This window comes from Paraburkholderia sp. JHI869, assembly GCF_038900775.1.
Taxonomy (GTDB): domain Bacteria; phylum Pseudomonadota; class Gammaproteobacteria; order Burkholderiales; family Burkholderiaceae; genus Paraburkholderia.
The window spans coordinates 93,145-117,527 of sequence record NZ_JAYMSC010000018.1; the positions used below are offsets into that span (position 1 = coordinate 93,145).

Below are 24,383 nucleotides of genomic sequence, written 5' to 3' on the forward strand. Positions count from 1 at the left end.
GCGGATCAGCCGCGTGCAGGCGAGGTGTCGCGCACGTCGGCGGGCTGGCTCGCCATCTGCAGATGCAGACGCTTGCCCGTATAGGGCGAGTGCGCGCGCACGACGTCCATGTCGAGTTCGACGCCAAGGCCCGGCGCCTTTGAGGGAATGATGTAGCCGTCTTCCCACTGAATGGGTTGCTTGAGTACCTGCGCGTGGAAACCATCCCACGTGCCGATGCTTTCCTGAATCAGGAAGTTCGGCGTGCAAGCCGCGAGCTGGATGCTCGCCGCCGCGCCAATGGGGCCGTTGTACAGATGCGGCGCGATCTGCGCGTAATGGACTTCGGCGAGCGTCGCGATCTTCTTCGCTTCGAGCAGGCCGCCCACGCGCGCAACGTTCAGTTGCAGGATCGACGCGCCGCCCGCCTGCAACAGCTTGTGGAATTCGTATTTGGTGGTGAGGCGCTCGCCCGTCGCAATGGGAATGGACGTGTGCTTCGCAACGTTGGCGACGGCCTCTTCCTGGCCCGGCGGCACTGGCTCTTCGAACCACAGCGGGTCGTATTTTTCGAGCCGCTTCGCAAGCCGGATTGCCGAAGACGGCACCATCTGTCCATGTGTGCCGAACAGCAAGTCGGCCTTGCTACCTACCGCTTCGCGTACCTTGCGGCAGAACGTTTCGCAGCGGTCGAGCACTTCGAGCGAGAGCTGATGACCTGAATACGCCGTGTACGGACCCGCCGGGTCGAACTTGACCGCGGTGAAGCCGTGCTTCACATTCTCGGCAGCGCATTCGGCGGCGAGGTCGGGATCGTCGTAGTCGTATTCACCCTTTGCGTTCTTCGGGTACAAGTAGGTATACGAACGAAGCCGCTCGTTCACCATGCCGCCCAGCAGCTCGTACACGGGCTTGTCCGCCGCCTTGCCGATGATGTCCCAGCACGCCATTTCGAGGCCGCTAACGATGCCCATCATCGTGAGGTCCGGGCGCTGTGTGAAGCCGCTCGAATAGGCCTCGCGGAACAAACGCTCGACGCGGTGCGGATCGTGGTCCAGCAAGTAACGCGTGAAGACGTCTTCGATCGCGGGCACCATCACGTTCGGGTGGAACGTAGCGGCGTAAATTTCGCCTACGCCTTCGATCCCGCAATCGGTTTTCAGCGTAACGAAGATCCAGTACATGCCGCCGAGGTGCGGAGGGGGCACCGCAACGACGTTCGTTTCAATGGCAACGACTTTCATGGTTCAGGCTGTTTCAGGCAGGTTTGGATTGGGTCATGCGCTTGAGCACGAGCGCGGCGATACCGCCGAGCGTGCCAATGGCGGCGACATAGGCGAAATAGATCTGATAGCCGAGCATGCCTGCGTAGTGTTCGGTGATATAGCCGTTCACGAGCGGCAGGAAGATGTCCGACGAATAGCCAATGAGCGAAACGAGACCGATGGCGAGGCCCGTTATGCGCATGGGAATGGCGCAGTAGTCGAGCAGCGTCCAGTAGAGGCCGCGAATCGCATAGGTCATGAGGCCGATGAACAGCACCACCGCGCCGAGCAGCGCCATGTTGCGCAGCGCAGGCAGCAGGATCAGGCCGATCAGGCCCGCGACGGCCAGGAACAGCGCCCAGACCAGCACGCGCAGGTTCGACAGGCGGTCGCCGAGAAAGCCGCCGCCGATGCCGCCGATGGGCCGCATCCAGAGCTTCGCGGTGGTGACCATGCCGGCGGCCACGACGCTCATGTGCATCTCGCCCTGCTGGAGATACGCGGAGAAGCTATAAGTCGCCCAGAAGATCTGGTAGCCGCAGAACACCACAGCCGCCATGAGCCAAAGCTGCGGAATCGAGGCGAGCGTCGCGAGATCGCGCCACAGCGAACCCTTTTCGTTGGCCTCGGCCGACTTGCTTTCGGCTTGCGCAGGCGCGGGGTCCTTGAAGAAGCTCATCAACGCGCCAAGTGCGATACACGTGAAGGAATACATGTAGATCACGTGGCGCAGGCCCACCGTCTCACCGCGTCCCGAGCCGGTTGCAGCCGCAAAGAGCGCGAGCGCCGCGGTGGCGAGCAGCGCCTCGACGAGCCCGCGTCCGCCGTCGAGCAGACCGAAAAAGCGGCCTTGCTCGTTCGCTGCCGCGATCATCCGCACGCGCTTGAGCACCGAGGCCCAGAACGTGAGGCCGGTGGTGACGCCCCAGAGGCAGAAGATCACGAGCAGCGCATGGAACGACGGCGCAGTGGAGTACCACAGCCCCAGCACGCCGGTGCCGATGAGCGAAAAGCAGATCAACAGCCGCGGGGCGACGCGGTCGGCCAGCCAGCCGCTCGGCAGATAGCAAACGAAGAACACGATGCCGAGCACCGAGTAGAGGTAACCGAGCTGTGCATTGTCGATATGCAGGACATCGAGCATCGTGGTCTGATAGACCTGACGCAAATACCGCAGCGGATAAATACCGCCCGCGGCGAGCACGAGCAGCAGCAATTGCACGTAGCGCTGCATCGAGCCCGATGCGACAGGCGTGAGCGATGAAATTTCGGCGCGCGGCGAGCTACCCGGCGCATTGGGCTTTCCGATGGACTTCTGCAAGATTGTCTCCTGAGCCTGCGCGCGGGCGGTTGCCGGCGCGAGGCGTTTTTTTCTTCATCTGAGGCGCCCGCTGCGTGGGGCGCCGTTTCAACGCTTAATCAGTATTTCGAACGATCAGAACGGCATCACGACAAGGCGTGTTTGCGTGAATTCGAGCATGCCGTGCTTGCCGTCGTCGCCGCCGAGGCCCGAGCGCTTCCAGCCAGCGTGGTACCCCTGGTACGGATCGGCGGGCGTGCGGTTCACATACAGTTCGCCCGCTTCGATTTCATTCGCGACGCGCATGGTCGTGCGATAGCGCTCCGTAAAGAGCACCGACGAAAGGCCGAACTGGTGGTCGTTTGCCATGTGCAGTGCGTCGTCGAGCGTCTCGTACGACAGCACTGGCAGCACCGGGCCGAAGATTTCCTCCTGCACGATCTCCATGTCCTGGCGGCAATGCGTCAGCAGCGTAGGCGGGTAGAAATGACCCTTGCCTTCGGGCACGTAACCGCCCGTTTCGAGCTTCGCGCCTTCGGCCACTGCGCGCTCGACCATCGCGTGGATCGCCGTACGAGCGCTGGCGCTCACGAGCGGACCCATGCGGGTTTCGTCTTCGGCGCGGTCGCCGAAGCGCACGGCGCTCATCTTCTCGCGCAGCAGCGCGACGAAGCGGTCATGTACGCTGACGTGCACGTACACGCGTTCGATTGCCGTGCAAAGCTGGCCGCAATGCGTGGTTTTCGAGCGCACGATGGCCGCTGCAGCCGCTTCGAGATCAGCGTCGTCTTCGATGATCACCGGCGTCTTGCCGCCCAGTTCCAGCGACGGCCTGGCGATATTTTCCTTGCAGTAATCGAGCACCTTGCGGCCCGCGTTCACGCTGCCCGTGAGCGTGATCATGCCGACGGCAGGATGCGTACAGAGCACTGCCGCAGTGTCGTGGTCCATGGCCAGCACGTTGAAAATGCCGGCCGGCAGTTCCGCTTCCTGCGCGGCGCGCGCCACTTCGAACGCCGAGCACGGCGTGTTGTTGCTCGGCCGCACGACCACCGCGTTACCCGTAATGAGCGCCGGCGCGACCTTGCGCAGCAGCGTGTACACCGGGAAGTTGAAAGGAATCAAACACGCGGCCACGCCGATCGGTTCGCGCATGAGAATGAGGTTTTCGTTCGCGCTGTCGCTCGGAATCACCTCACCTTCAATGCGGCGCGCCCACTGCGCGTGGTAGCGCAGGATTTCGGCGGCGTACTGCGCCTCGGCGGTGGCGTCCGCGACGCTCTTGCCCGACTCGGCGGCAAGCGCTGCGCCGATCTTCGGCGCGCGTGCCACGATCGCGTCCGCGAAACGGTTCAGGATCGCGCCGCGATCGGCGGCGGGAAGCTTGCGCCAGGCGCGCTGGGCGGCCTTCGCCGCATCGACTGCGCGAACGACATCGGCTGCGCTCGCGGCGCTCACCTGACCGATCGCGTCGCCGGTTGCGGGGTTATGGACAGCGATGTGCGGCCCTTCGGCGCCGACGAACTGCCCATTGATGAAATTGAGGTCTGATCGCATGAATTGCCGCCCATTCGGCGTTGCCGCCGCTTCTTGAGAAAGGGCAGTATCCGTGCGGCATCGGGACGCGACAAACGATTAATTGTCGAGCGGAGCATGCGAAAAACGCATGCTCGCCGGATGAGGCGCGGGAGCTTGAGAAGTCAAAGCGCGTGGCCATCGCACGCCGTGCTTGTTATAATTCGATCACACCTACGAAATAAATCTAACGCTCTCCGGAAGGCAGCAAGTTCCGGCGCAGCACCCACCCCATGGCCAAAACCGACCGGCTGCGCGCCCTTGCCGACGCGCTCGCAAAACACAACGTCATGCATCTGCGCGATGCAGCCAGCGTGCTTGGTGTCTCCGAAATGACCGTGCGGCGCGATATCGCCGCGAATCCCGAGCGTTTCACGTATCTGGGCGGCTATATCGTGAGCGCGCAAGACGTGCCCAATACCGCCGGCTACTCGCTCGAACACGAAAAGGACCACTTCGCGCAGGCCAAAGCGCAAGCGTCCGCGCACGCGGCGCAGCTCATCGCGCAGAACGACACCGTGTTCATCGACTGCGGTACGACACTTGCCGCGCTCGCGCGCCTCATTCCCTCCCAACTGCAGATCACAGCGGTGTGCTATTCGCTCAACGTGGCCGAGATTCTGCGGCGCATGCCCAATGTGCGCATGATCTTGCTGGGGGGCGTGTATGTGCCGTCGTCGGATTCGTTTTCCGGCGAGGAGAGCCTTGAAACGCTGCGCCGCATGGGCATCAACAAGGCGTTCATTTCAGCGGGTGGCGTGGACGCCGCGCGCGGCGTGACGTGCTGGAACTTTCACGAAGTCGCGCTCAAGCAGGCTGCCATGGCCAGCGCCGTGGAAAGCCATCTTGTTGTGGATGCAAGCAAGTACGGCATCGTGAAGGCGTGGCGCTTTTCCCAGATGGGCGACTTCAATTCCATCATCACCGAAAAAGGCCAAACGCTGCGCGCGAAGAGCGCATAAGCGAAGACCGGCCGCGAAGGCCGGTCGCTTCAGTAGCGTGCCTTAGCCGCGACGGCGCAGCGCGAACAGCGTGCCGGCCACCAGAATGAACGCGCCGACAATCACCTTCTGCCAGGTGCTCGGTACGCCCACGAGAATGAGCACGTTGTTGATGAGCGTAACGAGCGCCACGCCGAGCAGCGTGCCCACAACCGTGCCGCTGCCGCCTGTAATGCGCGCGCCGCCCAGGATCACCGCCGCGATCACGTCGAGTTCCGAGCCCACGAGGTCGAACGGATTCGCGAGGCGGTTGTTCGCCACATGCAGAATGCCCGCCACGCCGGCGAGAAACCCCGTATAGCCGAACACGAACAGCCGGATCGCGCGCAGGTTGAAGCCAAGCCGCTCCGCAATTGCCGTGCTGCCGCCCATGGCGTAAACACCGCGCCCCATCATCGTGCGATTGAGCAGCCACCACGTGAGAATCGCGCCTGCCACGAGCGCGATCGCGGAGACGGGCAGCACCGCGTTGAGCCCGTCGGCGGTCTTGTACGCAATGAGCGGAATGCGTCCGAAGTGGTCCATGCTGTGCGGGATGTTCATGAAGAACGTCGTGCCCACGAAGGTGAGCAGCAGCCCGCGATAGAGGTACTGCGTGCCGATCGTCACGATCAGCGAAGGCGCCTGCAGCCGGTGCACGAGCATGCCGTTGATCACCCCGAGCACGATGCCGCCCGCAGCACCCGTAAGCAGAATGAGCGCGAACGGCGCATCGGGCCACCAGGCGAACACGGCTTTCGTGATCGAGTACATCGTGAGCGCGCCGATAGCCGTGAACGAGACATCGATGCCGCCCGATGCCAGCACGACGAGCGTGCCGAGCGCGAAAAGCGACGTGATCGTGGCCGAGTGCAGCAGGTCGAACAGCGTCGCCCACTGGAAAAAGCGCGGGTTGATCGAAGCCACGATCACGCAGGTGATGACGATCAGCGTGGCCGTGAACCACTCGGGATTGCGGGCGAGCTTCGCGCGCCAGTTGAGCGGCACACTCTGGCGCGCGACTTCGACGGTATTGGACGACGTGCTCATTGTCTGATTCATGCTCATGCGGTGTCCGGCAAAACGTTACGCGGAATTCAGGCTGCCTCTGCAAGCAGCGCGCGATACAAATCGGCTTCGGTCAGGCCATCGGCGTGATGCTCTTCGGCGAGGCGGCCTTTACGCATCATCAGGACGCGATCGCAGTTCTGCAGCAATTCGGACAAGTCGTCGCTCACGAGCAGAATGCCAATGCCGCGCTGCGAGAGCCGCTGCATGATGCGATAGATGATGTCTTTCGAGCCGACGTCCACACCCACGGTCGGCCCGTGCAGGATCAGCACGTGCGGGTCGATGGCGAGCCAGCGGCCAATCAATACGCGCTGCTGGTTGCCGCCCGAAAGCGACTGCACGGCCTTATCCACGTCGGGCGTGGCGATCTGCAATTCCTTCACGGTGTTTTCGGCCAGTGCGCGCGCACGTGTGCGGTCGATCTGGCCAAAGCGGTCGCGCAGGCTTGCGATCATCGCCGTGATGACGTTGTCGCGAATCGGCTTGTCGAGGAAAAGGCCTTCGTTCAGGCGGTCTTCCGGCACATAGCCAATGCGCGCGCGCCGCGCGTCGCCGGGATTCGCCAGTTTGATCGCGCTGCCTTCGAGCACGATCTCGCCCGCGTCGGCGGGCGCGACGCCCGCAAGCGCACGCGCGAGTTCGTTGCGGCCAGAGTCGAGCAGCCCCGTCACGCCGAGAATCTCGCCGCGATGCAGCGTGAACGACACGTCGCTGAACAGGCCCGTACGGCCAAGTCCGCGGACGGCGAGCAGCACGTCGGACTGGGCCGCGACGTTGCGGTAGCGTTCAGTGGAAAGCTCGCGGCCCGTCATCAGCTCGCTCAACTGCGCCTTGGTGTAATTCGTGATGGGGCCTTGCGTCACTTTCTGGCCGTCGCGCAGCACGATCACTTCGCCGCCAATCGCATAGCACTCGTCGAGCTTGTGGCTCACGAACAGCACGGTCACACCTTGCGCGCGCAACTGGCCAAGCACGGCGATGAGGTTGGTCACTTCCTTTTGCGTGAGCGAGGTCGTGGGCTCGTCCATGATGACGAACTTCGCCTCGCTCGCAATGGCGCGCGCAATCGCCACGAGCTGGCGTGTGGCGAGCGGCAATTGTTCGATGAGCGTCGCCTGGAAATCGGCGTCGCCGGGCAGGCCCACGGCCTTCAAGGCACGCTCGGCCGTGCGGGCGAGTTCGCGGCGGTCGAACGTACGCGCGAGACGTCCCGCATGCTCCGCGAGTTCGGTCGTGAGCCCCACGTTTTCCGCGACGCTCATGTTGGGCAGCAGCGAAAGATCCTGATACACGGTCTCGATGCCCGCCGCGAGCGATTCGAGCGGCGAGAGCCGCGCGTGACGCGCGCCGTCGATCACGAGTTCGCCTTCGTCGGGCGGCTGCGCGCCGGAGATGATCTTGATGAGCGTGCTCTTGCCGCACCCGTTCTCGCCGAGCAGGTGATAGATCTGCCCGCGCTCGAACGCGAGCGTCACGCCGCGCAAGGCGTGCACGCCCGTGAAGCGCTTATGCACGCCGAGCACCTGCAATAACGGTTCTGAAGCCATGTCGTCTCTTCGTGACGTTGCGACGAAGCGCGCGCGTGGTCCGAAAACCGTTGCGCGCGCCACCTTCTCCCGATCAGAAGTTGTATTGCTTGTAGTTCGACTTGTCGACGCTCACCCAGCCCTGGCCGCGCACGATAATGCCCTTGCCGGGACCCTTCGACACGGTGACCTTCTCATAGCCCGGCAAGCCGAGATTCGTGCCATTTTCCACCGTCTTGCCGTCGATCAGCATCAACGCGATCTTGTTCATCGCGAGGCCCGCGAGCTTCGGATCCCAGAACGCAATGCCGTTGATCGCGCCGCTTTCCAGGTACTTGCCGGCCTCAGTCGGCAGGCCCGTGCCATACACGCAGATCTTGCCCTGCAGCCCCGCTTCTTCGACCGCGCGGCCAATGCCGATCACGTCGAGCGACGACGAGCCCTGGAAGCCCTTGATATCCGGATGCTTGCGCAGCACTTCCTTGGCCACTTCATACGCGTGCTCGCCGTCGTTGTTGGTTTCGAGGTTCGTTTCGACGAGTTGCATCTTCGGGAACTTCTTCTTCGCGTTGTCGATGCCGCCATTGGCCCACTGCACCTGCGAGCGGCTGCCCAGCGACCCGACCATCGTCGCCCACTTGCCGTCGTTGTGCATGCACGAGGCGAGCCGGTCGTTGAGCGCGGCGCCGTACGCGGAGTTGTCGAACGCCTCGACGTCGACCATCGTGTTCTTTTCGTTATCGGCTTCGTGCGTGACCACCTTGATGCCGCGGTCCATCGCCTTCTTGAGCGCCGGTTCGAGCGTGGGCGGGTCATACGGCACGACCGCGATCGCGCTCACTTTCTTCGCGATCAGGTCGTCGATGATCTTCAGTTGCTGCGCGGCGTCCGCGCGCCCCGGCCCCGTCTGGTAGACCGAAACGTTCGGGTTGTCCTTGCCGAATTCCTTCACGCCGTCGTCCATGCGGTTGAACCAGCTAATGCCGGTCACCTTCACCACCGTGACGATGGTCGGGTTTTCCGCCGCATACGCCACGGCCGCCATGCCAGCGGCAAGTGCACACGCTGTGATTGCCACGCTGAGTCGCTTGATCTTCATGTTCCATGTCTCCGTTTTTATTAGCCGATTAGCCTTCGCCCCGAAATGGATCGCGGCGGACCTCCGAGGCTCGAGGCCCGCCTGCTACACAGTTCAGCCGGTCAGCCCGAAGTCCGCCCTTTGCCAGCGGACGAAGAGCCTCCGAGACCGAAAATCACACGTACCCGCTCGCCGCCCGCGAACGCGAGCGAGAGCAACAGCAGGAAGCCCCAGGCGCAGTCGCCGAAGAACTGCGAGACGCCCATCAGATTGAAGAGGCTCGAAAGGAATTGCAGCACCGTCGCGGCAAAGAACACGCAGATGATGCGTCCATAGCCGCCCGCCGGATTCACGCCGCCCATCACCGCAATGAGAATGGCGATCAGCAGATACGAATTGCCGTAGTCCCATTTCGCGCTGAGCGTGTGCGAAACGCTCACGAGACCCGCGAGCGAGGCGAGCACGCCGCACATCGCGTAGGTCATGATCAGCATGCGCGCACGCGGAATGCCCGCATAGAAGGCCGCACGCTGGTTCGTGCCCATGAGATAGAGGCGCAGCCCGAACGGCGTGCGCCTGAGCAGCCAGCCGAGCAAAATGACCACGGCCACGAATAGCAGGAACGAGATCGGCACCTGGAAGAACGTGCCGTTGCTGATATCGGCGAGCGGTTCGACGTAATCCACGTGCACCGAGGCGCCGTTGCTCAGCGCCACCGCAAAGCCCGTGAAAAGCAGTTGCGTGCCGAGCGTGCAAAGAATGGGCGTGAGCCCGAGGCGAGCAATCACCACGCCGTTGAGCAGGCCGCCAAGGAGCCCCATGCCCAGCACGATCACGATAAAGAGCGCCGTATACAGCGCGGGCGAATCGTCTCCGCTCACAAGGCGCGGCACCACCAGCGCGGCGATCATGCCTGAAAGATTCGCGAGCCCCACACCAGACAGATCGATGCCGCCGTTGCCCGAAAGCATGGAAAGCATGATGCCGAGCGCGAGCAACGCGACTTCGGGCAGTTGCGCGCCCATCGACTGCAGGTTGTCGATACCGACAAACTGACCGCGCGACACCCAGACCGCGACCAGCACGACCAGCAGGTTCACGGCCAGCAGGAAGTTCAACTGCCGGTCGCCGAACCATTTGGCAAAGAGTGCAGACTTCATGGACTTCATCCTTTGCGGTGTGTTTGCAAGTACCAATCGTCAATGCGTCTCGGCGTTCGCCGTGCGCGCGAGCATGGCGTCGACTTCTTCCTTGCGCGGCATGGAAGGCGCGGTGCCCGGGCGCGTGACGGATATGCCCGCCAGCGCGCAGCCAAAACGCGTGGCCGTGAGCGCATCGTCGCCGCGTGCGAGCGCCGCCGCAAAGCCGCCCGTGAAGCCGTCACCCGCGCCCGCCGTCTCCACCACCGGGCCGCAATTGAACGCGGGGAGCAGGACCGAAGCATCGCGCGTATGGAGCAGCGCGCCGGCTTCGCCCAGCGTCACGATCACCGCGCCCGCGCCCTTGGCGAGCAGCGCGTCGGCGGCGCGGCGCGCGTGGTCGGCGTTGCGGATCTCGATGCCGGTGAGCGCCTGCGCCTCGGTCTCATTGGGCGTGACGTAGTCGCACAGCGGGAAGATGTCGTCGGGCAGCGCCATGGCAGGCGCCGGATTGAACACCGTCTTCACGCCATGCCTGCGCGCCAGTTCGAGTCCGCGACGCGCCGCCGCGAGTGGCTGCTCCAGTTGCGTGACGAATACCTGGGAGGCCGCGATATCGGCTTCGATCGCTTCAGCGTCGCCGGGCTCCATCGTCGCCGCCGCGCCCGCCGCGACGATGATCGCGTTCATGCCGGTCGTGTCGTCCACGAAGATGTGCGCCGCGCCCGTGGCCAGTCCGTCCACGGCCTGGGTGCGCGCCGTGATGCCTTCGGCGGCCCACGTGGCGCGTGCGATGTCGCCGAACGCGTCGTTGCCCACTCGCGTGCAGAACACCACCTGCGCGCCCGCGCGCGCGGCGGCCACGGCCTGATTCGAACCCTTGCCGCCCGGCCCCATGGCGAACGCCGATCCGGCGAGCGTCTCGCCGATCATCGGCATGCGGCTCGCGCGAAACGCGAGATCGGTCACATAAATGCCGAGGATGACGACGCGTCCGCTCATTGGCCCTGCTCCGTCGCGCGCGGCGCGTCGGGTGCGAGCAGCACGCCTTTGGTGAACACGAAGCAGCCGTAGCCGCGCGTTTCGCCCGTGGCGATTACGCAATAGGCCTTGCGGGCGCGTGCATAGAACGCATGACGCTCAATGGGCGCGAACGGCACGGAGCGGCGCTCCGCGGCATCGACCTCGGCCTGCGCTTCGCGCTGCACGGTGGGGATCGTATTGGGTTCGCCAACCACTTCCATGCGCATGGCCGGGGCTTCGACGAAGGTGTCGAGCGGCAGCACGGAGAGGATGGCGCGCACGGCGCGAGGCGCATCCGCGCCGTCGATGCGCAGCAACTTGCCGAGCACCGTTGCGCGCGCAACGGAATCGGCGGGAAAGTTGGCGTCGCAAACGACGAGTTCGTCGCCGTGACCCATTGCGCGCAGCGCTTGCAGGACATCGGCGTTCAGAAGCGGGTCAAGATTCTTCAGCATTTTCGTCTCCTGTCGGCGGCACTCGGCGCTTTAGCGCTTAGTGCCGCCCCATGCAAAGCTGGATCTGGCGTTTTCTTGTTCGAAGCGCTCAGTCGCCGTACGGTATCCAGATGTTCTTCACCTGCACGGCGTGGCGCAGGAACGGCAATCCTGCGCTCGTCCGGTCGAACCAGTCAACCTGTCGGCCATGATCCACAAAAGTCCGCTTCAGGTTGCCGACCGATTCGCGCTCCACAAGGGCCGAATCGGCTGCCGTGCCGAAGCACCAGAGCGCATCCACGTCGTCGTGCTTCGCTAGCGCGGGCAGCAAGGCGGCGCGCTCGCCGGTCAGGATGTTGAGTGCGCCCGCAGGCACATCCGAGGTTTCCACGACCTGATAGAAGTCCGTTGCCGTGAGCGGGCACGCCTCGCTCGCCAGCGCCACGACACGATTGCCCATCGCGAGCGCCGGGGCGATCAGCGAAACGAAGCCGAGCAGCGGCGCTTCGTCAGGGCAAGCAATGCCGACCACGCCAAGCGCCTCGTGCATCGCAAGCGCAACCCCACGCAACGGCGGCGTATGCACCGCGCCATCGAACTTGTCGGCCCACGCCGCGTAGCTGAACAGCCGGTCGATGGCCATCTCCACTTCACGCTCGGCTGCGCGCGCGTCGTGGCCCGCACGGCGCGTGAGTTGCCGCGCGAATTCTTCGGCGCGCGCGCTCAGATTTTCCGCGAGGTAATACAGCACCTGGGCGCGAGCGTGCGTGCTCATCTGCGTCCACTTGCTCGCGCCGCGCGCGGCGGCAACCGCGTCGCGCACGTCCTTGCGGCTGCCCGCGCCGACTTCGCCCACCCATTCGCCGTTCGGCGTGTAGATGGCGTGTGAATAGCCGCTATCGGGCCGTACCTGTTTGCCGCCGATAAAAAGCTTCGCAGTACGATCGAGACCGGTGCTCGCGTGCGCAAAGTCTTGTGCGTGCGGGCGTGCCTCGCGTTGCGCGCGCATCGGCAGCTTGCTCCATGCCGCAGGCTTCAGATATTCGAACACGCCTTCGCGGCCGCCTTCGCGCCCGAAGCCCGATTCGCGGTAGCCGCCGAAGCCCACGCTCGCATCGAAGAGGTTCGTTGCGTTGATCCACACCACGCCGCATTGCAGGCGCGGCGCGATGTCGAGCGCGCGCCCGATGGTCTCGCTCCACACGCTCGCGGCAAGGCCACAGCGCGAATTGTTCGCGAGCGCCACGGCTTCTTCCGGCGTGCGAAAGCTCATGGCCGCGAGCACCGGCCCGAAGATTTCCTCCTGCGCGAGCGTCGAGGCGGGCCCGATGCCCGTCACGAGCGTGGGCGGATAGAAACATCCGCCCGACGGCAGCGTGACTTCGCGCGGCTGCCACACGTTGCAGCCTTCGCGCCGCCCAGCTTCCACGAGCGTCTCAATGCGTTCAAGCTGGACCGGATCGACGATCGCGCCAATGTCGATGCCTTTGTCGAGCGAGGGCCCCACGCGCAGCGTCGCCATGCGGCGCTTGAGCTTTTCGATAAAGCGCGCTTCGACGCCCTCCTGCACGAGCAGACGGGAACCCGCGCAGCATACCTGGCCCTGGTTGAACCAGATGGCGTCCACCACACCTTCCACCGCACCGTCGAGGTCGGCGTCGTCGAACACGATGAACGGCGACTTGCCGCCCAGTTCCAGCGTAAGCGACTTGCCGGTGCCAGCTGTAGCGGTGCGGATGAGGCGGCCCACATCGGTCGAGCCTGTAAAGGCGATCTTGTCGACGCCGGGATGCTCGACGAGCGCCGCGCCCGTGCTGCCGTCGCCCGTGACCACGTTGAGCACGCCCTTGGGCAGCCCCGCGCGATGCGCCAGTTCGGCGAACAGGAGCGCGGTGAGCGGCGTGTATTCGGCGGGCTTGAGCACCACGCAGTTGCCGAGCGCGATGGCGGGCGCAACCTTCCACGCGAGCATCAGCAGCGGGAAATTCCACGGCACGATCTGGCCGATCACGCCCAGCGGCGACCATCCGGTCAGCTCGCTCTCCTGAAGCTGCGCCCAGCCGGCGTGATGGAGGAAATGGCGCGCCACGAGCGGAATATCGATGTCGCGCGCCTCGCGAATCGGCTTGCCGTTGTCGAGCGCTTCGAGCACGGCAAAGAGACGGCTGTGGCGTTGCACCATGCGCGACAGCGCATAGAGATGCCGCGCGCGCGCCGCGCCGCCCATGGCGTACCACTCGGGCTGCGCCGCTCGCGCCGCCGCGACGGCTGCCGCGACATCCGCCGCGCCGCCTTGCGACACGGCGGCGAGCGCCTCGCCGGTGGCAGGCGCGCGCACTTCGAAACGCTCGCCTTCGGCGCTCTCGCGCCAGGCGCCGTCAATGAAATGCCCAAACGTGGCCTCATGGTGCGCAAGCCACACGCGCACGGGCTGTTCGTCCTCGGGGGCGGGACCGTAATCCATCGTTCGGAAGTACTCGGCTACGCTCATCGGTATGGTCTGCTCAGGCTACGGGGTGGCGGTGGAAGGCGGAATAGCGGCCGCTCACGTGGTGTTCGAGCTGGCGCTCGATGTCGGCGAGCAGGCTCGAAGCGCCGAAGCGGAATAGCTCGGGCTCGAGCCAGGGCCGCCCCAGTTCCTCCTTCATGAGGATCTGGTACGCGAGCGCGGTCTTGGCGTTCGATACGCCGCCCGCGGGCTTGAAGCCCACCAGCGCGCCGGTGCGCTCGCGGTACTCGCGGATCATGCGCACCATCACGAGCGATACGTCGAGCGTGGCGTTGGTCCCTTCCTTGCCCGTAGACGTCTTGATGAAGTCGGCACCCGCCATCATGCAGACCATCGAAGCCTTGGCGATGTTCGACAGCACGCGAATGTCGCCGGTGGCGAGAATGGCCTTCAGATGCGCCTCGCCGCAGGCCGCGCGAAACTCGCGCACTTCGTCGTAGAGCGCGCGCCAGTTGCCGGTGAGCACGTACTCGCGCGTGACGACGATATCGATTTCCTCGGCGCCGTCCTTCACCGATGCCTCGATTTCCTTGAGCTTGAGCGCGTGGGGATTCAGGCCCGCGGGAAAGCCGGTGGAGACCGCCGCAACGGGAATGCCGCTGCCCGCCAGCGCATCCACGGCCGCCGCGACGAAGCGGTGGTACACGCACACCGCGCCCGTCGTGATGGCCTCGGGCGCGAAGCCGAGCGCCGCAAGCAGGTCGGCGCGCACGGGGTGGCGCGCCTTCGTGCAGAGGCGCCGCACGCGGCCTTCGGTGTCGTCGCCGTTGAGCGTGGTGAGATCGATGCAGGTGATGGCCTTCAGGAGCCACGCGGCCTGCGCGTCCTTCTTGACCGCGCGGCGCGTGCCGAGCGTGGCCGTGCGCCGCTCGACGGCGGACTGGTTGACGCGCAAGGCGTCGAGCCACGCCGCGTCGAACGCCACGCCGGCATTGCGCGCAGCAGCATGCTGGGCGGGCGCGCCGCGCAGCACGATGAGCGAGTTCGTTGAAGCTTCTGACATAGGCTGGGAGGCGAATTTGTGCAATGCACATCAAACCGTGGTGGTTTATTCGCACCCATCCTATACCGATGAAACGATCGTGACAATACTCGTTACAATCCTATCTATTGAGCCATACGGGGCGGCAGAGCAAGCCGCTGCCCCGCCGATCGCCCGTTAGAACGTGTGGCGCATCGCGGCGCGCACCACGACCTGGCGCGAGGTCGAAGAGAGATCCTGCGCGCCGGGCACATAAGCCTGGTCGAGCGACGAGCCGGTCTTGTCGCCCGCCACGAGCTGGAACGCGCTCTGCAGATACACGTCGGTGCGTTTCGAGAGGTTGTAGTCGAGCATCAGCCCCACCGAATGGATCGACGGCTTCACACTGCCTGTCGTCGCATCGTAGTGTTCGAGCGTGTAGACATAGTCCGCGCCAACGTAGAAAGCCGGCGTGAACTGATATTTCCCGTTCACCTCGAAGTTCTGATACCTGAGCGACGTCACCCGGCCGCCGGCGAGCGGCCCCGTCACTGGCTGAATCGTTTCGTCGCCGGTGAGATACCCAACGTTCGCCACGGGCTGACCGATGTACGTGTTGGTGTACGCGAAGCCGACCGTTGCCGACCCTGCCGTGTAGTTCACGCCCGCACCGAAAATCTGCAGACGCGACGAAGCGAAATTGCCGTCCGCGCCGTTCGTGCTGCTCGCGCCCGCAATCGCGCCGCCCGAAGTCAGCGCGGGGTTGCTGGCGTTCAGGTAGGCCGCCGCGATGAGCCAGCCGCCGACCGTGTATTGCGCACCCACGCTCACCGCGCGGTTGTTCGCGAAGTTCGTGTCGTTGCTGAAACTGTAGGTGCCGCCGAACGAGAAGCCGCCGAACGTCGGACTCGCGTATTTGATCGTGTTGTTCAGGCGAAACGTGTTGTCGGTGTTGTCGTTGTCGAAGGGATGCGAGAACAGGTAGCCGCCCCAGTTGCCGTTCGACGTGGTTTGCGCAAGGTAGTCCACCACCGCGTCGTACTGGCGCCCGAGCGTGAGCGTACCGTAGCGCTCGTTGGCGAGGCCCACATACGCCTGGCGTCCGAAGGCCCGGCCGCCCTCTGCCAGCGCCCCGTTGCTCGCGTTGAAGCCGCTTTCGATCTGGAAGATCGCGCTGTTACCGCCGCCGAGATCTTCGGTGCCCTTGAGCCCCCAGCGGCTGCCTTGCGCGTAGCCGCTCGTCATCTCGTAGACGCTATGTCCGCCCACGTTGTTCGTGTAGTCGATACCCTCGTCGATCAAACCGTACAAGGTCACGCTGCTCTGCGCGAGAGCCGGCGCCGCGGCGCCGCACAACGCCATGGCGCAAAAGATCTTCCTCTTGTTCATTCGTCTTCCATTTTTTATAAGGCATGCTAATCATGATATGCCGGTGAAACCGTTGCCCCTTTGCTCACCGAGGCGGACCGCATGCCCTGCGCCCGCCCTAGCCTGTTGCGCCGCCCGTCCGGTGTTATTTCGACCCGTAGATATCGAAGTCGAAGTACTTCTTGTTGATGCGCGCGTAAGTGCCGTTTGCGAGAATGTCGGCGAGCGCACCGTTGAAGGCTTCGCGCAGTTCGGTGTCCTGCTTGCGCAGACCGAGGCCGTCACCCTGACCGAAGAACTTCGGGTCGTCGATAGCGCTTCCCGCGAACGTGAAGTCCTTGCCCTCGGGACGCTTCAAAAAGCCGTCGCTCGCGGCGATCGAGGCCTGGAACGCGGCGTCGAGGCGGCCCGACGTCAGGTCCGCGTACACCTGGTCCTGGTTCTGATAAGGCACGATCTCCACGCCTGCGGGCTGCCACTTCGCGCGCGCGTAATCTTCCTGACTCGTGCCCTGTTCCACGCCCACGCGTTTGCCCTTGAGCGAGGCCGCGTCAGGCAAAAGCGGCGAGCCTCGGCGCACGACGAGCCGCGCGGGCGCGTTCGAGATCTTGTTGGTGAAGGCGATCTGCTCCGCGCGCTTGGGGGTGATCGTCATCGACGAAGAGATCACGTCGAACTTGCGCGCGATCAGGCCCGGAATCATTCCGTCGAAGCTCGCTTCCACCCACACGCAATGCGCATTCAGTTGCGCGCACAACGCATTGGCGATATCGACGCCGAAGCCGGTGAGCTTGCCATCCGGCGTCTTGTATTCGAGCGGCGGATACGTGGGATCGACCGCGAGCCGGATCTCCCGGCCCTTCAGATCCACCGCGTACGCCTCGCCCGCCGTTGCCGCCGCGGCAAGCGCCAGCGAGAGCGCCATCGTCCATTTCTTCATTTGCCCGTCTCCTGTCTGTTGTTCAAGTTGCTTCGATGGTTACTGTGCTCATTGCAGAATGTGCTCCGCGAGCTTGATCCAGTAGCTCGCGCCAATGGCGAGGCTCGCGTCGTTGAAGTCGTAGCCGGGGTGGTGCAGCGAGCAGTGCTGCTCGCTGTCGCCGTTGCCGATCGAGAGGTAGCTGCCGGGGCAGTGCTCCAGCATGTAGGCGAAATCTTCACTCGCCATGAGCGGGCGCAGACCATCGATCAGCAACTCCTAGCCGCCCCACTCGAGCGCGACGCGGCGCGCCACCTCGGTTTCGTCGCCATGGTTGACGAGCACGGGATAATCATGGCGATAGTCGATCTCCACGCGCGCGCCGTAACTCGCGGCCTGCCCCTGCGCCAGTTCGCGGATGCGACGCTCCAGCAACTCACGCACCGGCGCCGATAGCGCGCGCACGCTCAGGTGCAGATCGGCGTGCGGCGCAATGACGTTCGAGGCGCTCCCTGCATGCAGCGCGCCGACGCTGACAACGGCCTGGTCGTGCGGCGCCACGTTGCGCGCCACCACGCTTTGCAGCGCCATGACGATCGAGGCGCCGACCACGATGGGGTCGATCGTCTGCTGGGGCGCGGCCGCGTGGCCGCCGCGGCCGATCACGCGGATCGTCACTTCGTCGGCGGAGGCCATGAAAGCGCCGCTGTGAAAGCCGATCTGCCCCGCCGGAAAACCAGGCACGTTGTGCATGGCGAATACGGCGTCGCAGGGAAAGCGCTTAAAGAGGCCGTCCTCGATCATCTTGAGTGCGCCGCCCAAGCCTTCCTCCGCCGGCTGAAAAATCAGGTGTAGCGTGCCGCGCCAGTGCGCGTTCTGTGCGAGGCAGCAGGCCGCCGCCAGCAGCATCGCCGTGTGACCGTCGTGACCGCAGGCATGCATCACGCCGTCGCTGCGGCTCGCGTAGGGCAGGCCCGTCGCCTCGCGTATGGGCAGCGCGTCCATGTCGGCGCGCAGCCCGAGGCTGAAGCCGCGCCCACGCGCCATCGTCCCGACCACGCCGGTGCCGCCCACGCCGCGCGTCACGCGATAGCCCCATGCTTCGAGCTTCTCGGCAACAAGCGCGCTCGTCACATGTTCTTCGAAGCCCAGTTCGGGCTGCGCGTGCAGCTTGCGGCGCAGCGCGATCATTTCGGCTTCGATTGCCGTCACTTCCGGCAACACCCACTGTCTGCTCAATTCGTCTCCTCCGCCTGTTGGTGCAACGTGGAGCGAATCGTATGCAGCGCAAATCAAGGAGAACAGCCAGCATTTTGTTATGATGACAACGTTTAGTTGTCGCCCATCGCAATGAAACTGCATCAACTCGAGGCGCTCGTCGCCAGCGCGGAAGCCGGCAGCATTCGCGGCGCGGCCCGCGCGCTCGGGCTTTCGCAGGCCGCCGTCACGCGCGCGCTGCGCGAACTGGAGGCCAGCGAGCGTCTGCCGCTCCTGATCCGCGCGCCCGAAGGCATCACGTTCACCGAGCACGGCAAGGTGCTGCTCACGCATGCGCGGCTCGTGCTCAACCAGCTGGAGCACGCGCACAACGATCTGGAGCGTTTGAGGGGGCGCGTGGAAGGCAGCCTCATGGTGGGCGTCACGCCGTGGATTACGCTGACCTTTCTGGCAGAGGCCGTACGGCGCTTTCGCGAGCGCATGCCCGATATCCGCCTGGAGCTGGTCGAAGGGCTGATGGCCGTTGCCCAGCCGCTGCTGCGCGAGGGCAGCATGGACTTCGCCATCGGCCAGTTGCAGCCCGGCGCGAGCGCACAGGAGTTCGCCTGTGAGCCAGTGCTGACTTACGAATCGTCGGTGATGGTGCGCGCAGGGCACCGCAAGGCGCGAGCACGCTCGATTCACGAATTGCTCGACGAAGACTGGGTGCTGAACTTCGCGCCCGACAGCGAAGCCGACCTGGTCGACTATCTGTTCACGCGCCACGGCGCGCAGATCGACGCGCGCCGGATCGTGCGCGCCCAGTCGGTCGCGACGCTGCAGACCATGGTCGAGCAGGCCGACATGTGCACGTGGAGCCCGACGATCCTGAGCCACGTGCCGCCGTTCGGCGGCCGCCTGCAGCCGCTCGCGTTGCGCGAGACCTTCGAGCCCCGACAACTGAGCATCGTCACGCGCCGCAACAGCACGCTAAGCCGCGCCGCGGTCGCCTTCGTCGATTGCCTGCTTCAGGTGATACGCCGGCACGCGCGCTCGGCGAAGAAAGACGATCTCGCTTTGTTCCAGACACTCGAACTGTTGATCTGATGCCTGGGCGCGAGCGGTTCAGAACTGCAACCGGTAGCGCACGAAATCGTCGGCTTTCGCGAATTCGTCGTAGAGCTTGCGCGCGGGGTTGTCCTCGCGCGTGTGCCAGTAAAGACGCGACCAGGCGCGCGAACGCGCCAGTGTGATGAGGTCTTCGATAAGCCGCCGGCCTATGCCCTGCCCGCGGCATGCGGGATCGACGAACAGATCTTCCAGGTAGCAGATGGGTGCATCGACCCACGTGCCTTCATGCAGCACGCAGAGGCTGAACCCCGCAAGCTGTCCCTCGACTTCGGCGACACGCCCGAACACCGGCGCGCTCGCATCGAGCATGCGCTGCCACGTCCGCTCGCTGATGTGCGGCTCGACGTTCGTTTCGTAGAACGCGTTGTAGCCCGCCCAAAGGGGGAACCACGCGTCGCGGTCGGCGCTCGCGACGTCGCGGATGAGGATCGCCCCGGACATTCAGGACGCTGCCGTTTCTCTCAAGCTCGCAAGCGACGCGCGCTGCTTGCCTTGTGCGTCGAAATTTTCCTTCGACAGCCACTTTTCGAACGCGGCCTTCACGAGCGGCCAGTCCTGGTCGATAACCGCGAACCACGCGGTGTCGCGGTTGCGCCCCTTGTACACGATCGCCTGGCGGAAAATGCCCTCGAACTGGAAGCCCAGACGCAACGCCGTCTTGCGCGAGGGCGCGTTGAGGCTGTCGCATTTCCATTCGTAGCGCCGGTAGCCGAGGTTGTCGAACACGTAGCGCATCAGCAGGTACTGGGCCTCGGTGGAAATCGGCGTTTGCTTCAGGCGCGGCGAAAACGTCACGCTGCCTACTTCGATCACACCGTGCACCGGCTCGATGCGCATGAGCGCGAACGTGCCCACGGCTTGACCGCTCGCGCGGTCGATCACGGCGTAGTGGAACGGATCGCTCGATGCGGCCGCTTTCGCGAGGTATTCGCGGAACGTTGCAAAGTCGGTGAACGGCTCGGCGAACAGGTAGGTCCAGTCGCGCCCGTCGGCCGCCGAGCCGTAGGCTTCGAAGAGATCGGCGGCGTGACGGTCGAGGTCAATGGGCTCGATGCGGCAGAACTGACCCTCGATCGTCACGCGCGCGGGCCGCTCGCGCGGCTGCCAGCCGGTGACAGGCTCGCCAATGGGCTGCTGGAATTCGTTCAGTCTTGCTGACATGCGTGACAAGCTCCTCTAGCGCGATGCATGCGTGTTATCCGCGATGATCGCGCTAAAGTACCGCAGCCGTGGCTCCGTGGAAAGATCCACGAAAGGGAGATGTTCTGGTGCCACGAGCGGATTCGAATTCGTTCGATGTTGTCCGTCTCTCCCCGCGCCTATTCTGATGTCTGTCGCGCAACACACTGCGCCGGGAGAAAGACATGGGTCCGCAACTGCTCGTCGATACTTCGTCACTCGTCAACCGCATTCATGCACCGATCGCGCGTGGCAGCGTATCTCGCGTTGTCGTGCCAGCAATAACGGCATGAATTCATCCGTGCGGGAAGCGGCAATCCGTTTGCTGCACTTCGCCGTGGAGAGCATCGTGGACTCGAATCATTTTGCCGCCAGTCTCATGCATACGCAGCACGGATTGCTGATTGACGCTGGCGCAGTACTCGCGTGTAGCGCATTTGCGATGGCGGTATTCATCGGCATCTACTTTCTGCTCGATCGTTAGCATCGCGCAGATTCGTCGATGCTCAGCGCCGCCCGCCCGCAAGCCTCACCGCATCGGGATGGCGCCGCAGGCGCAGCATCGCGACACAACCCAGCGCCGGCCCCACGGCCAGCATGCCGAAGCCGCCCCGCCAGCCCATCCACGCCACCACGTACGGCACGAGATGAATGCTCACCAGCGTGAGCAGGAAACCCGCGCAGGTCTGCGCGGTGAGCAGCGTGCCGACCGAGTCCGCATCGGCCAGCTCGGCCACGCTCGCCGAAAACTGCGCGGAATCGGCGATCACCGAAACGCCCCAGACGAGCGCGACCGCGCCCATCGCGATGAGCGGCGCGTTAGCCAGCCAGCCCATGAGCGCCGCACACGTGGCGCTCGTCGCCATCGCGCCGACCGTGACGGCGGTGCGCCCCACGCGGTCCGCCAGCACGCCGCCGAGCCACGCGCCCGCGGCACCGATCGCGATTACGCTGAAGGTCATCCATTCCGCGCGCGTGCGGGCATTCGCCATGCCGCGCGCGACGAACGTTTGTTGAAGGAACAGCGCGAGCCACGCCCACATCGCGTAGAGCTCCCACATGTGGCCCAGGTAGCCGAGATTGGCCAGGCGCAAGGCGGGCCGCCGCCACGCCTGGGTGACCTTTGCGAAGTCGACGCGCGTCGCGCGCCGGATATTCGGCCCGATTCCCGCAAAGCCGATCAGCACCGCCGCGCACGCCGCACAGGCCGCGGCGACGCCGTAGATCGTGCGCCAGCCGAGCCCGCCAGTCGCTGCGAGCAGATGCGGGCTTGCCGAGCCGAGCGTGAGCGCGCCCACGAGCAGGCCGACGAGCAGACCGAGATCGCCTTGCGCCCAGGTCGCGGCGAGCCGCATGCCGACCGGATACACGCCCGCCATGCACATGCCGGTGATGAACCGCAGCGCGACGACCGCCCCGCCAACCGGCGGCAGGAACGCGAGCGAGGCCGTGGCCGCCGCCGCCACGAGCGCGGAAAGCGCGAGCAGCCGGCGCAGATCGTAGCGGTCGGGCAGCGAGAGCAACGCGGACGTGATGGTGCCGGCCACGAAGCCGCACTGCACGGCGCTCGTGAGCAGGGCCTCGTCGAAGGCGGCAATGGCGTGCGCCTGCTTGATGAGCGCCACCACCGTGCTCGACGAGAACCACACCCCCATCGCCGCTACCTGCGCGAGGAGCAGCAACGCGAGCGATGCGGCCTTGCCGCGTTGCGCCGCGCGTTGCCCCGGCGGCCCCGTTTCGTCTGAAGAACGGGAACCTGCCGCGCCTTGTGAAGGCGTGCGCGCCACGCTCAGGCCGCCGCCGCGTGCGCCTGCGCAAGCACGCGATGAAACGCGCGGCCAAACCAGATCAGCCCGTCGCGCCCGCCCACCATGCGTGCCGCCTTGATCTCGCAGAAGAACACCGTATGCGTGCCGACTTCGGTCGTGCGCGTGATATGGCAATCGAACGAACTCACCGCGCCGCGCAGCGCCGGCGCGCCCGTTTCGAGCCGATACCACTCGGCGAGCGCGAAACGTTCGGCCATGTCGATGTCTTTCGTGGCGAAACACGTGGCGACCTCGTGCTGGTCGGCCGCCAGCACGTTCACGCAGAGCCGCCCGTTCTCGCGCAGGATCGCGTTGTTGCGGCTCGTGCGGTTGATGCAGACGAGCAGCGTGGGCGGCTCGTCCGTCACGCCGCACACGGCGGACGCCGTGCAGCCGGCGCGCCCGGCGTCGCCATCGGTCGTAACGATGTTCACGGCGGCCCCAAGACCAGCCATCGCGTCGCGAAAGAGGGATTTGTCTACCATATTCTTGCCCGCTTGCCGCGGTCTCCTCGTAGCGGGAATTCAGTGCCCGATTTTCATGCGTCGCTCACACGCCGCTCATGCGTCATTCACGCGCGCGCCGCGATACCGCGCCGCCGCATGCGACGCCGGCAGGCGCGCGCCGCCGGAAAGCTTTTCACGCAGGGTGCCCTCACGATACGCGCTTTTATACGCGCCACGTGTTTGCAATTCAGGCACCAGCAACTCGACCACGTCGTCGAAGCATTCCGGCACCACCGTGCGCGAGAGATTGAAGCCGTCCACGCCAGCTTTCTCGCTCCACTCGATCAGCGTTTGCGCGACGCTTTGCGCCGAACCCACCCACGGCGTCTGGCGGCTGCCGAGCACCATCTGCTCGAGCAGCTTGCGGCGCGTCCATTGCGGCCCGGCGCTGCGCGTCATGACTTCGACGTTGGAAACAATCGCCTGGCTCTTGCCCGTCTCGATGGGCTCGTCGAGATCGTAGCGCGCGAAATCGATGCCAAGCGAAGCCGCGGCGTGCGCGAGCGCCGCTTCGGAGCTCACGTAGCGCCGGTACTCCTCGAACTTCTCTTGCGCTTCGCTATCCGTGCGGCCGACGATGAGCGTCGCGCCGAGAAAGACTTTCACGTCGTCGGCCGCACGCCCGAGTTGCACGGCCTGCGCCCGAATGTCCCCGACGATCTCCCTCACGCCGTCCATCTTCTGGCCATTGATGAACACGCATTCGGCGTGCGTCGCCGCAAAACGCCTTCCGCGCGTGGACGATCCCGCCTGATACAGCACCGGCGTGCGCTGCGGCGATGGCGCGCACAGATGCATCGCATCCACCTTGTACTGCGGACCGCGATGATGAATCATGCGCACGCGCGCGGGGTCGGCGTAAATGCCGCCAGCGCGGTCGTTGACGACGGCGTCGTCGTCCCAGCTGCCTTCCCAGAGCTTGTACACGAGCGCCATGTATTCGTCGGCCAGATCGTAGCGGTCGTCGTGGGCGTTCTGGCCGTCCATGCCGATCGCGCGGGCCGCGCTGTCGAGATAGCCCGTCACGATGTTCCAGCCGATGCGCCCGCCCGTGAGATGGTCGAGCGTGGACATGCGCCGCGCGAACAGAAACGGCTGCTCATACGTGAGATTGGCCGTCACGCCAAAGCCCAGATGCTGCGTGACCGCGGCCATGGCGGGAATGACGAGCGTAGGATCGTTCACTGGCACCTGCACCGCGCCGCGCAACGCGGCGTCGGCATTGCCGCCGTAGACGTCATACACGCCCACGACATCCGCGAAAAAAATGCCGTCGAAGAGGCCCCGTTCGAGCTTCTTCGCGTAGTCGGTCCAGTACTGGAGTTCCGTATAGCGGCTCGACTGGTCGCGCGGATGCGTCCACAAGCCCTGCTGAATGTGGCCCACGCAGTTCATGTCGAAAGCGTTCAGACGGATTTCACGCGGCATGTCGGCT

21 protein-coding genes and 1 pseudogene are annotated in these 24,383 nt (G+C 65.0%); 3 read left to right on the top strand and 19 right to left on the bottom strand.

Annotated elements, in window-relative coordinates; translation table 11 throughout:
* Nucleotides 1–5: 5 nt before the first annotated feature.
* The 3 genes from VSR72_RS27070 to aldA all read right to left on the bottom strand — a co-directional run bounded on the left by VSR72_RS27070 (nt 6) and on the right by aldA (nt 4,101).
* Entirely contained in the window at nt 6–1,223 is a 1,218-nt protein-coding gene (locus VSR72_RS27070) for a mandelate racemase/muconate lactonizing enzyme family protein (protein ID WP_342955422.1), read from the bottom strand.
* Between the two features lie 13 nt (nt 1,224–1,236).
* Nucleotides 1,237–2,478 carry an MFS transporter gene (locus VSR72_RS27075; protein ID WP_342955489.1) on the bottom strand — a complete coding sequence of 414 codons (1,242 nt, stop codon included), beginning with the start codon at nt 2,476–2,478 and terminating at the stop codon, nt 1,237–1,239.
* A 201-nt stretch (nt 2,479–2,679) separates the two neighbouring features.
* A complete protein-coding gene (aldA, locus tag VSR72_RS27080) occupies nt 2,680–4,101 on the bottom strand; it encodes an aldehyde dehydrogenase (protein ID WP_342955423.1) in 1,422 nt (473 codons plus the stop codon).
* Between the two features lie 251 nt (nt 4,102–4,352).
* On the opposite strand from aldA, the gene VSR72_RS27085 reads away from it, so the two are divergent.
* Nucleotides 4,353–5,081, top strand: a complete 729-nt coding sequence (locus VSR72_RS27085; protein WP_342955424.1) for a DeoR/GlpR family DNA-binding transcription regulator — start codon at nt 4,353–4,355, stop codon at nt 5,079–5,081.
* A 42-nt stretch (nt 5,082–5,123) separates the two neighbouring features.
* Here VSR72_RS27085 and VSR72_RS27090 read toward each other — a convergent pair whose 3' ends face one another.
* The 11 genes and pseudogenes from VSR72_RS27090 to VSR72_RS27140 all read right to left on the bottom strand — a co-directional run bounded on the left by VSR72_RS27090 (nt 5,124) and on the right by VSR72_RS27140 (nt 18,318).
* Complete coding sequence (locus tag VSR72_RS27090) at nt 5,124–6,167, bottom strand: ABC transporter permease (RefSeq protein ID WP_342955425.1); 1,044 nt, start codon at nt 6,165–6,167, stop codon at nt 5,124–5,126.
* Nucleotides 6,168–6,196: 29 nt separating this feature from the next.
* Nucleotides 6,197–7,717, bottom strand: a complete 1,521-nt coding sequence (locus tag VSR72_RS27095) for a sugar ABC transporter ATP-binding protein (RefSeq protein WP_342955426.1) — start codon at nt 7,715–7,717, stop codon at nt 6,197–6,199.
* 73 nt (nt 7,718–7,790) lie between these two features.
* A complete protein-coding gene (locus tag VSR72_RS27100; RefSeq protein WP_342955427.1) occupies nt 7,791–8,795 on the bottom strand; it encodes an autoinducer 2 ABC transporter substrate-binding protein in 1,005 nt (334 codons plus the stop codon).
* Nucleotides 8,796–8,896: 101 nt separating this feature from the next.
* Nucleotides 8,897–9,934 carry an ABC transporter permease gene (locus tag VSR72_RS27105; RefSeq protein ID WP_342955428.1) on the bottom strand — a complete coding sequence of 346 codons (1,038 nt, stop codon included), beginning with the start codon at nt 9,932–9,934 and terminating at the stop codon, nt 8,897–8,899.
* Between the two features lie 39 nt (nt 9,935–9,973).
* Complete coding sequence (rbsK, locus tag VSR72_RS27110) at nt 9,974–10,915, bottom strand: ribokinase (RefSeq protein WP_342955429.1); 942 nt, start codon at nt 10,913–10,915, stop codon at nt 9,974–9,976.
* Entirely contained in the window at nt 10,912–11,391 is a 480-nt protein-coding gene (locus VSR72_RS27115; RefSeq protein ID WP_342955430.1) for an RbsD/FucU domain-containing protein, read from the bottom strand. The genes rbsK and VSR72_RS27115 overlap by 4 nt, the downstream gene beginning before the upstream one ends.
* Before the next feature lie 88 nt (nt 11,392–11,479).
* A complete protein-coding gene (locus VSR72_RS27120; protein ID WP_342955431.1) occupies nt 11,480–13,861 on the bottom strand; it encodes an aldehyde dehydrogenase family protein in 2,382 nt (793 codons plus the stop codon).
* Nucleotides 13,862–13,874: 13 nt separating this feature from the next.
* A complete protein-coding gene (deoC, locus tag VSR72_RS27125) occupies nt 13,875–14,882 on the bottom strand; it encodes a deoxyribose-phosphate aldolase (RefSeq protein WP_342955432.1) in 1,008 nt (335 codons plus the stop codon).
* 156 nt (nt 14,883–15,038) lie between these two features.
* The gene (locus VSR72_RS27130) at nt 15,039–16,229 is read right to left on the bottom strand and encodes a porin (RefSeq protein ID WP_342955433.1); all 1,191 of its coding nucleotides are present in this window, start codon (nt 16,227–16,229) and stop codon (nt 15,039–15,041) included.
* A 124-nt stretch (nt 16,230–16,353) separates the two neighbouring features.
* Nucleotides 16,354–17,148, bottom strand: a complete 795-nt coding sequence (locus VSR72_RS27135) for an ABC transporter substrate-binding protein (protein ID WP_342955434.1) — start codon at nt 17,146–17,148, stop codon at nt 16,354–16,356.
* Between the two features lie 48 nt (nt 17,149–17,196).
* Nucleotides 17,197–18,318: pseudogene (locus VSR72_RS27140) on the bottom strand (M20 aminoacylase family protein).
* Nucleotides 18,319–18,477: 159 nt separating this feature from the next.
* Here VSR72_RS27140 and VSR72_RS27145 point away from each other — a divergent pair.
* Complete coding sequence (locus VSR72_RS27145; protein WP_342955435.1) at nt 18,478–19,431, top strand: LysR substrate-binding domain-containing protein; 954 nt, start codon at nt 18,478–18,480, stop codon at nt 19,429–19,431.
* Between the two features lie 18 nt (nt 19,432–19,449).
* Here the strand turns inward: VSR72_RS27145 and VSR72_RS27150 are convergent, their stop codons facing one another.
* Nucleotides 19,450–19,896 (bottom strand): GNAT family N-acetyltransferase, encoded by a 447-nt coding sequence (locus tag VSR72_RS27150; RefSeq protein WP_342955436.1) that lies wholly within the window; start codon nt 19,894–19,896, stop codon nt 19,450–19,452.
* Nucleotides 19,897–20,616, bottom strand: coding sequence for a GNAT family protein (locus tag VSR72_RS27155; protein WP_342955437.1), 720 nt, complete (start codon nt 20,614–20,616; stop codon nt 19,897–19,899).
* Between the two features lie 307 nt (nt 20,617–20,923).
* Between VSR72_RS27155 and VSR72_RS27160 the strand changes: the two genes are divergently transcribed.
* The gene (locus tag VSR72_RS27160; protein ID WP_342955438.1) at nt 20,924–21,118 is read left to right on the top strand and encodes a hypothetical protein; all 195 of its coding nucleotides are present in this window, start codon (nt 20,924–20,926) and stop codon (nt 21,116–21,118) included.
* Between the two features lie 22 nt (nt 21,119–21,140).
* Here the strand turns inward: VSR72_RS27160 and VSR72_RS27165 are convergent, their stop codons facing one another.
* From VSR72_RS27165 to VSR72_RS27175, 3 genes are all read right to left on the bottom strand, one after another.
* Entirely contained in the window at nt 21,141–22,421 is a 1,281-nt protein-coding gene (locus VSR72_RS27165; RefSeq protein ID WP_342955439.1) for an MFS transporter, read from the bottom strand.
* A gap of 2 nt (nt 22,422–22,423) precedes the next feature.
* Nucleotides 22,424–22,927, bottom strand: coding sequence for a flavin reductase (locus tag VSR72_RS27170; protein ID WP_342955440.1), 504 nt, complete (start codon nt 22,925–22,927; stop codon nt 22,424–22,426).
* 75 nt (nt 22,928–23,002) lie between these two features.
* Nucleotides 23,003–24,376 carry an LLM class flavin-dependent oxidoreductase gene (locus VSR72_RS27175; protein WP_342955441.1) on the bottom strand — a complete coding sequence of 458 codons (1,374 nt, stop codon included), beginning with the start codon at nt 24,374–24,376 and terminating at the stop codon, nt 23,003–23,005.
* Nucleotides 24,377–24,383 lie beyond the last annotated feature (7 nt).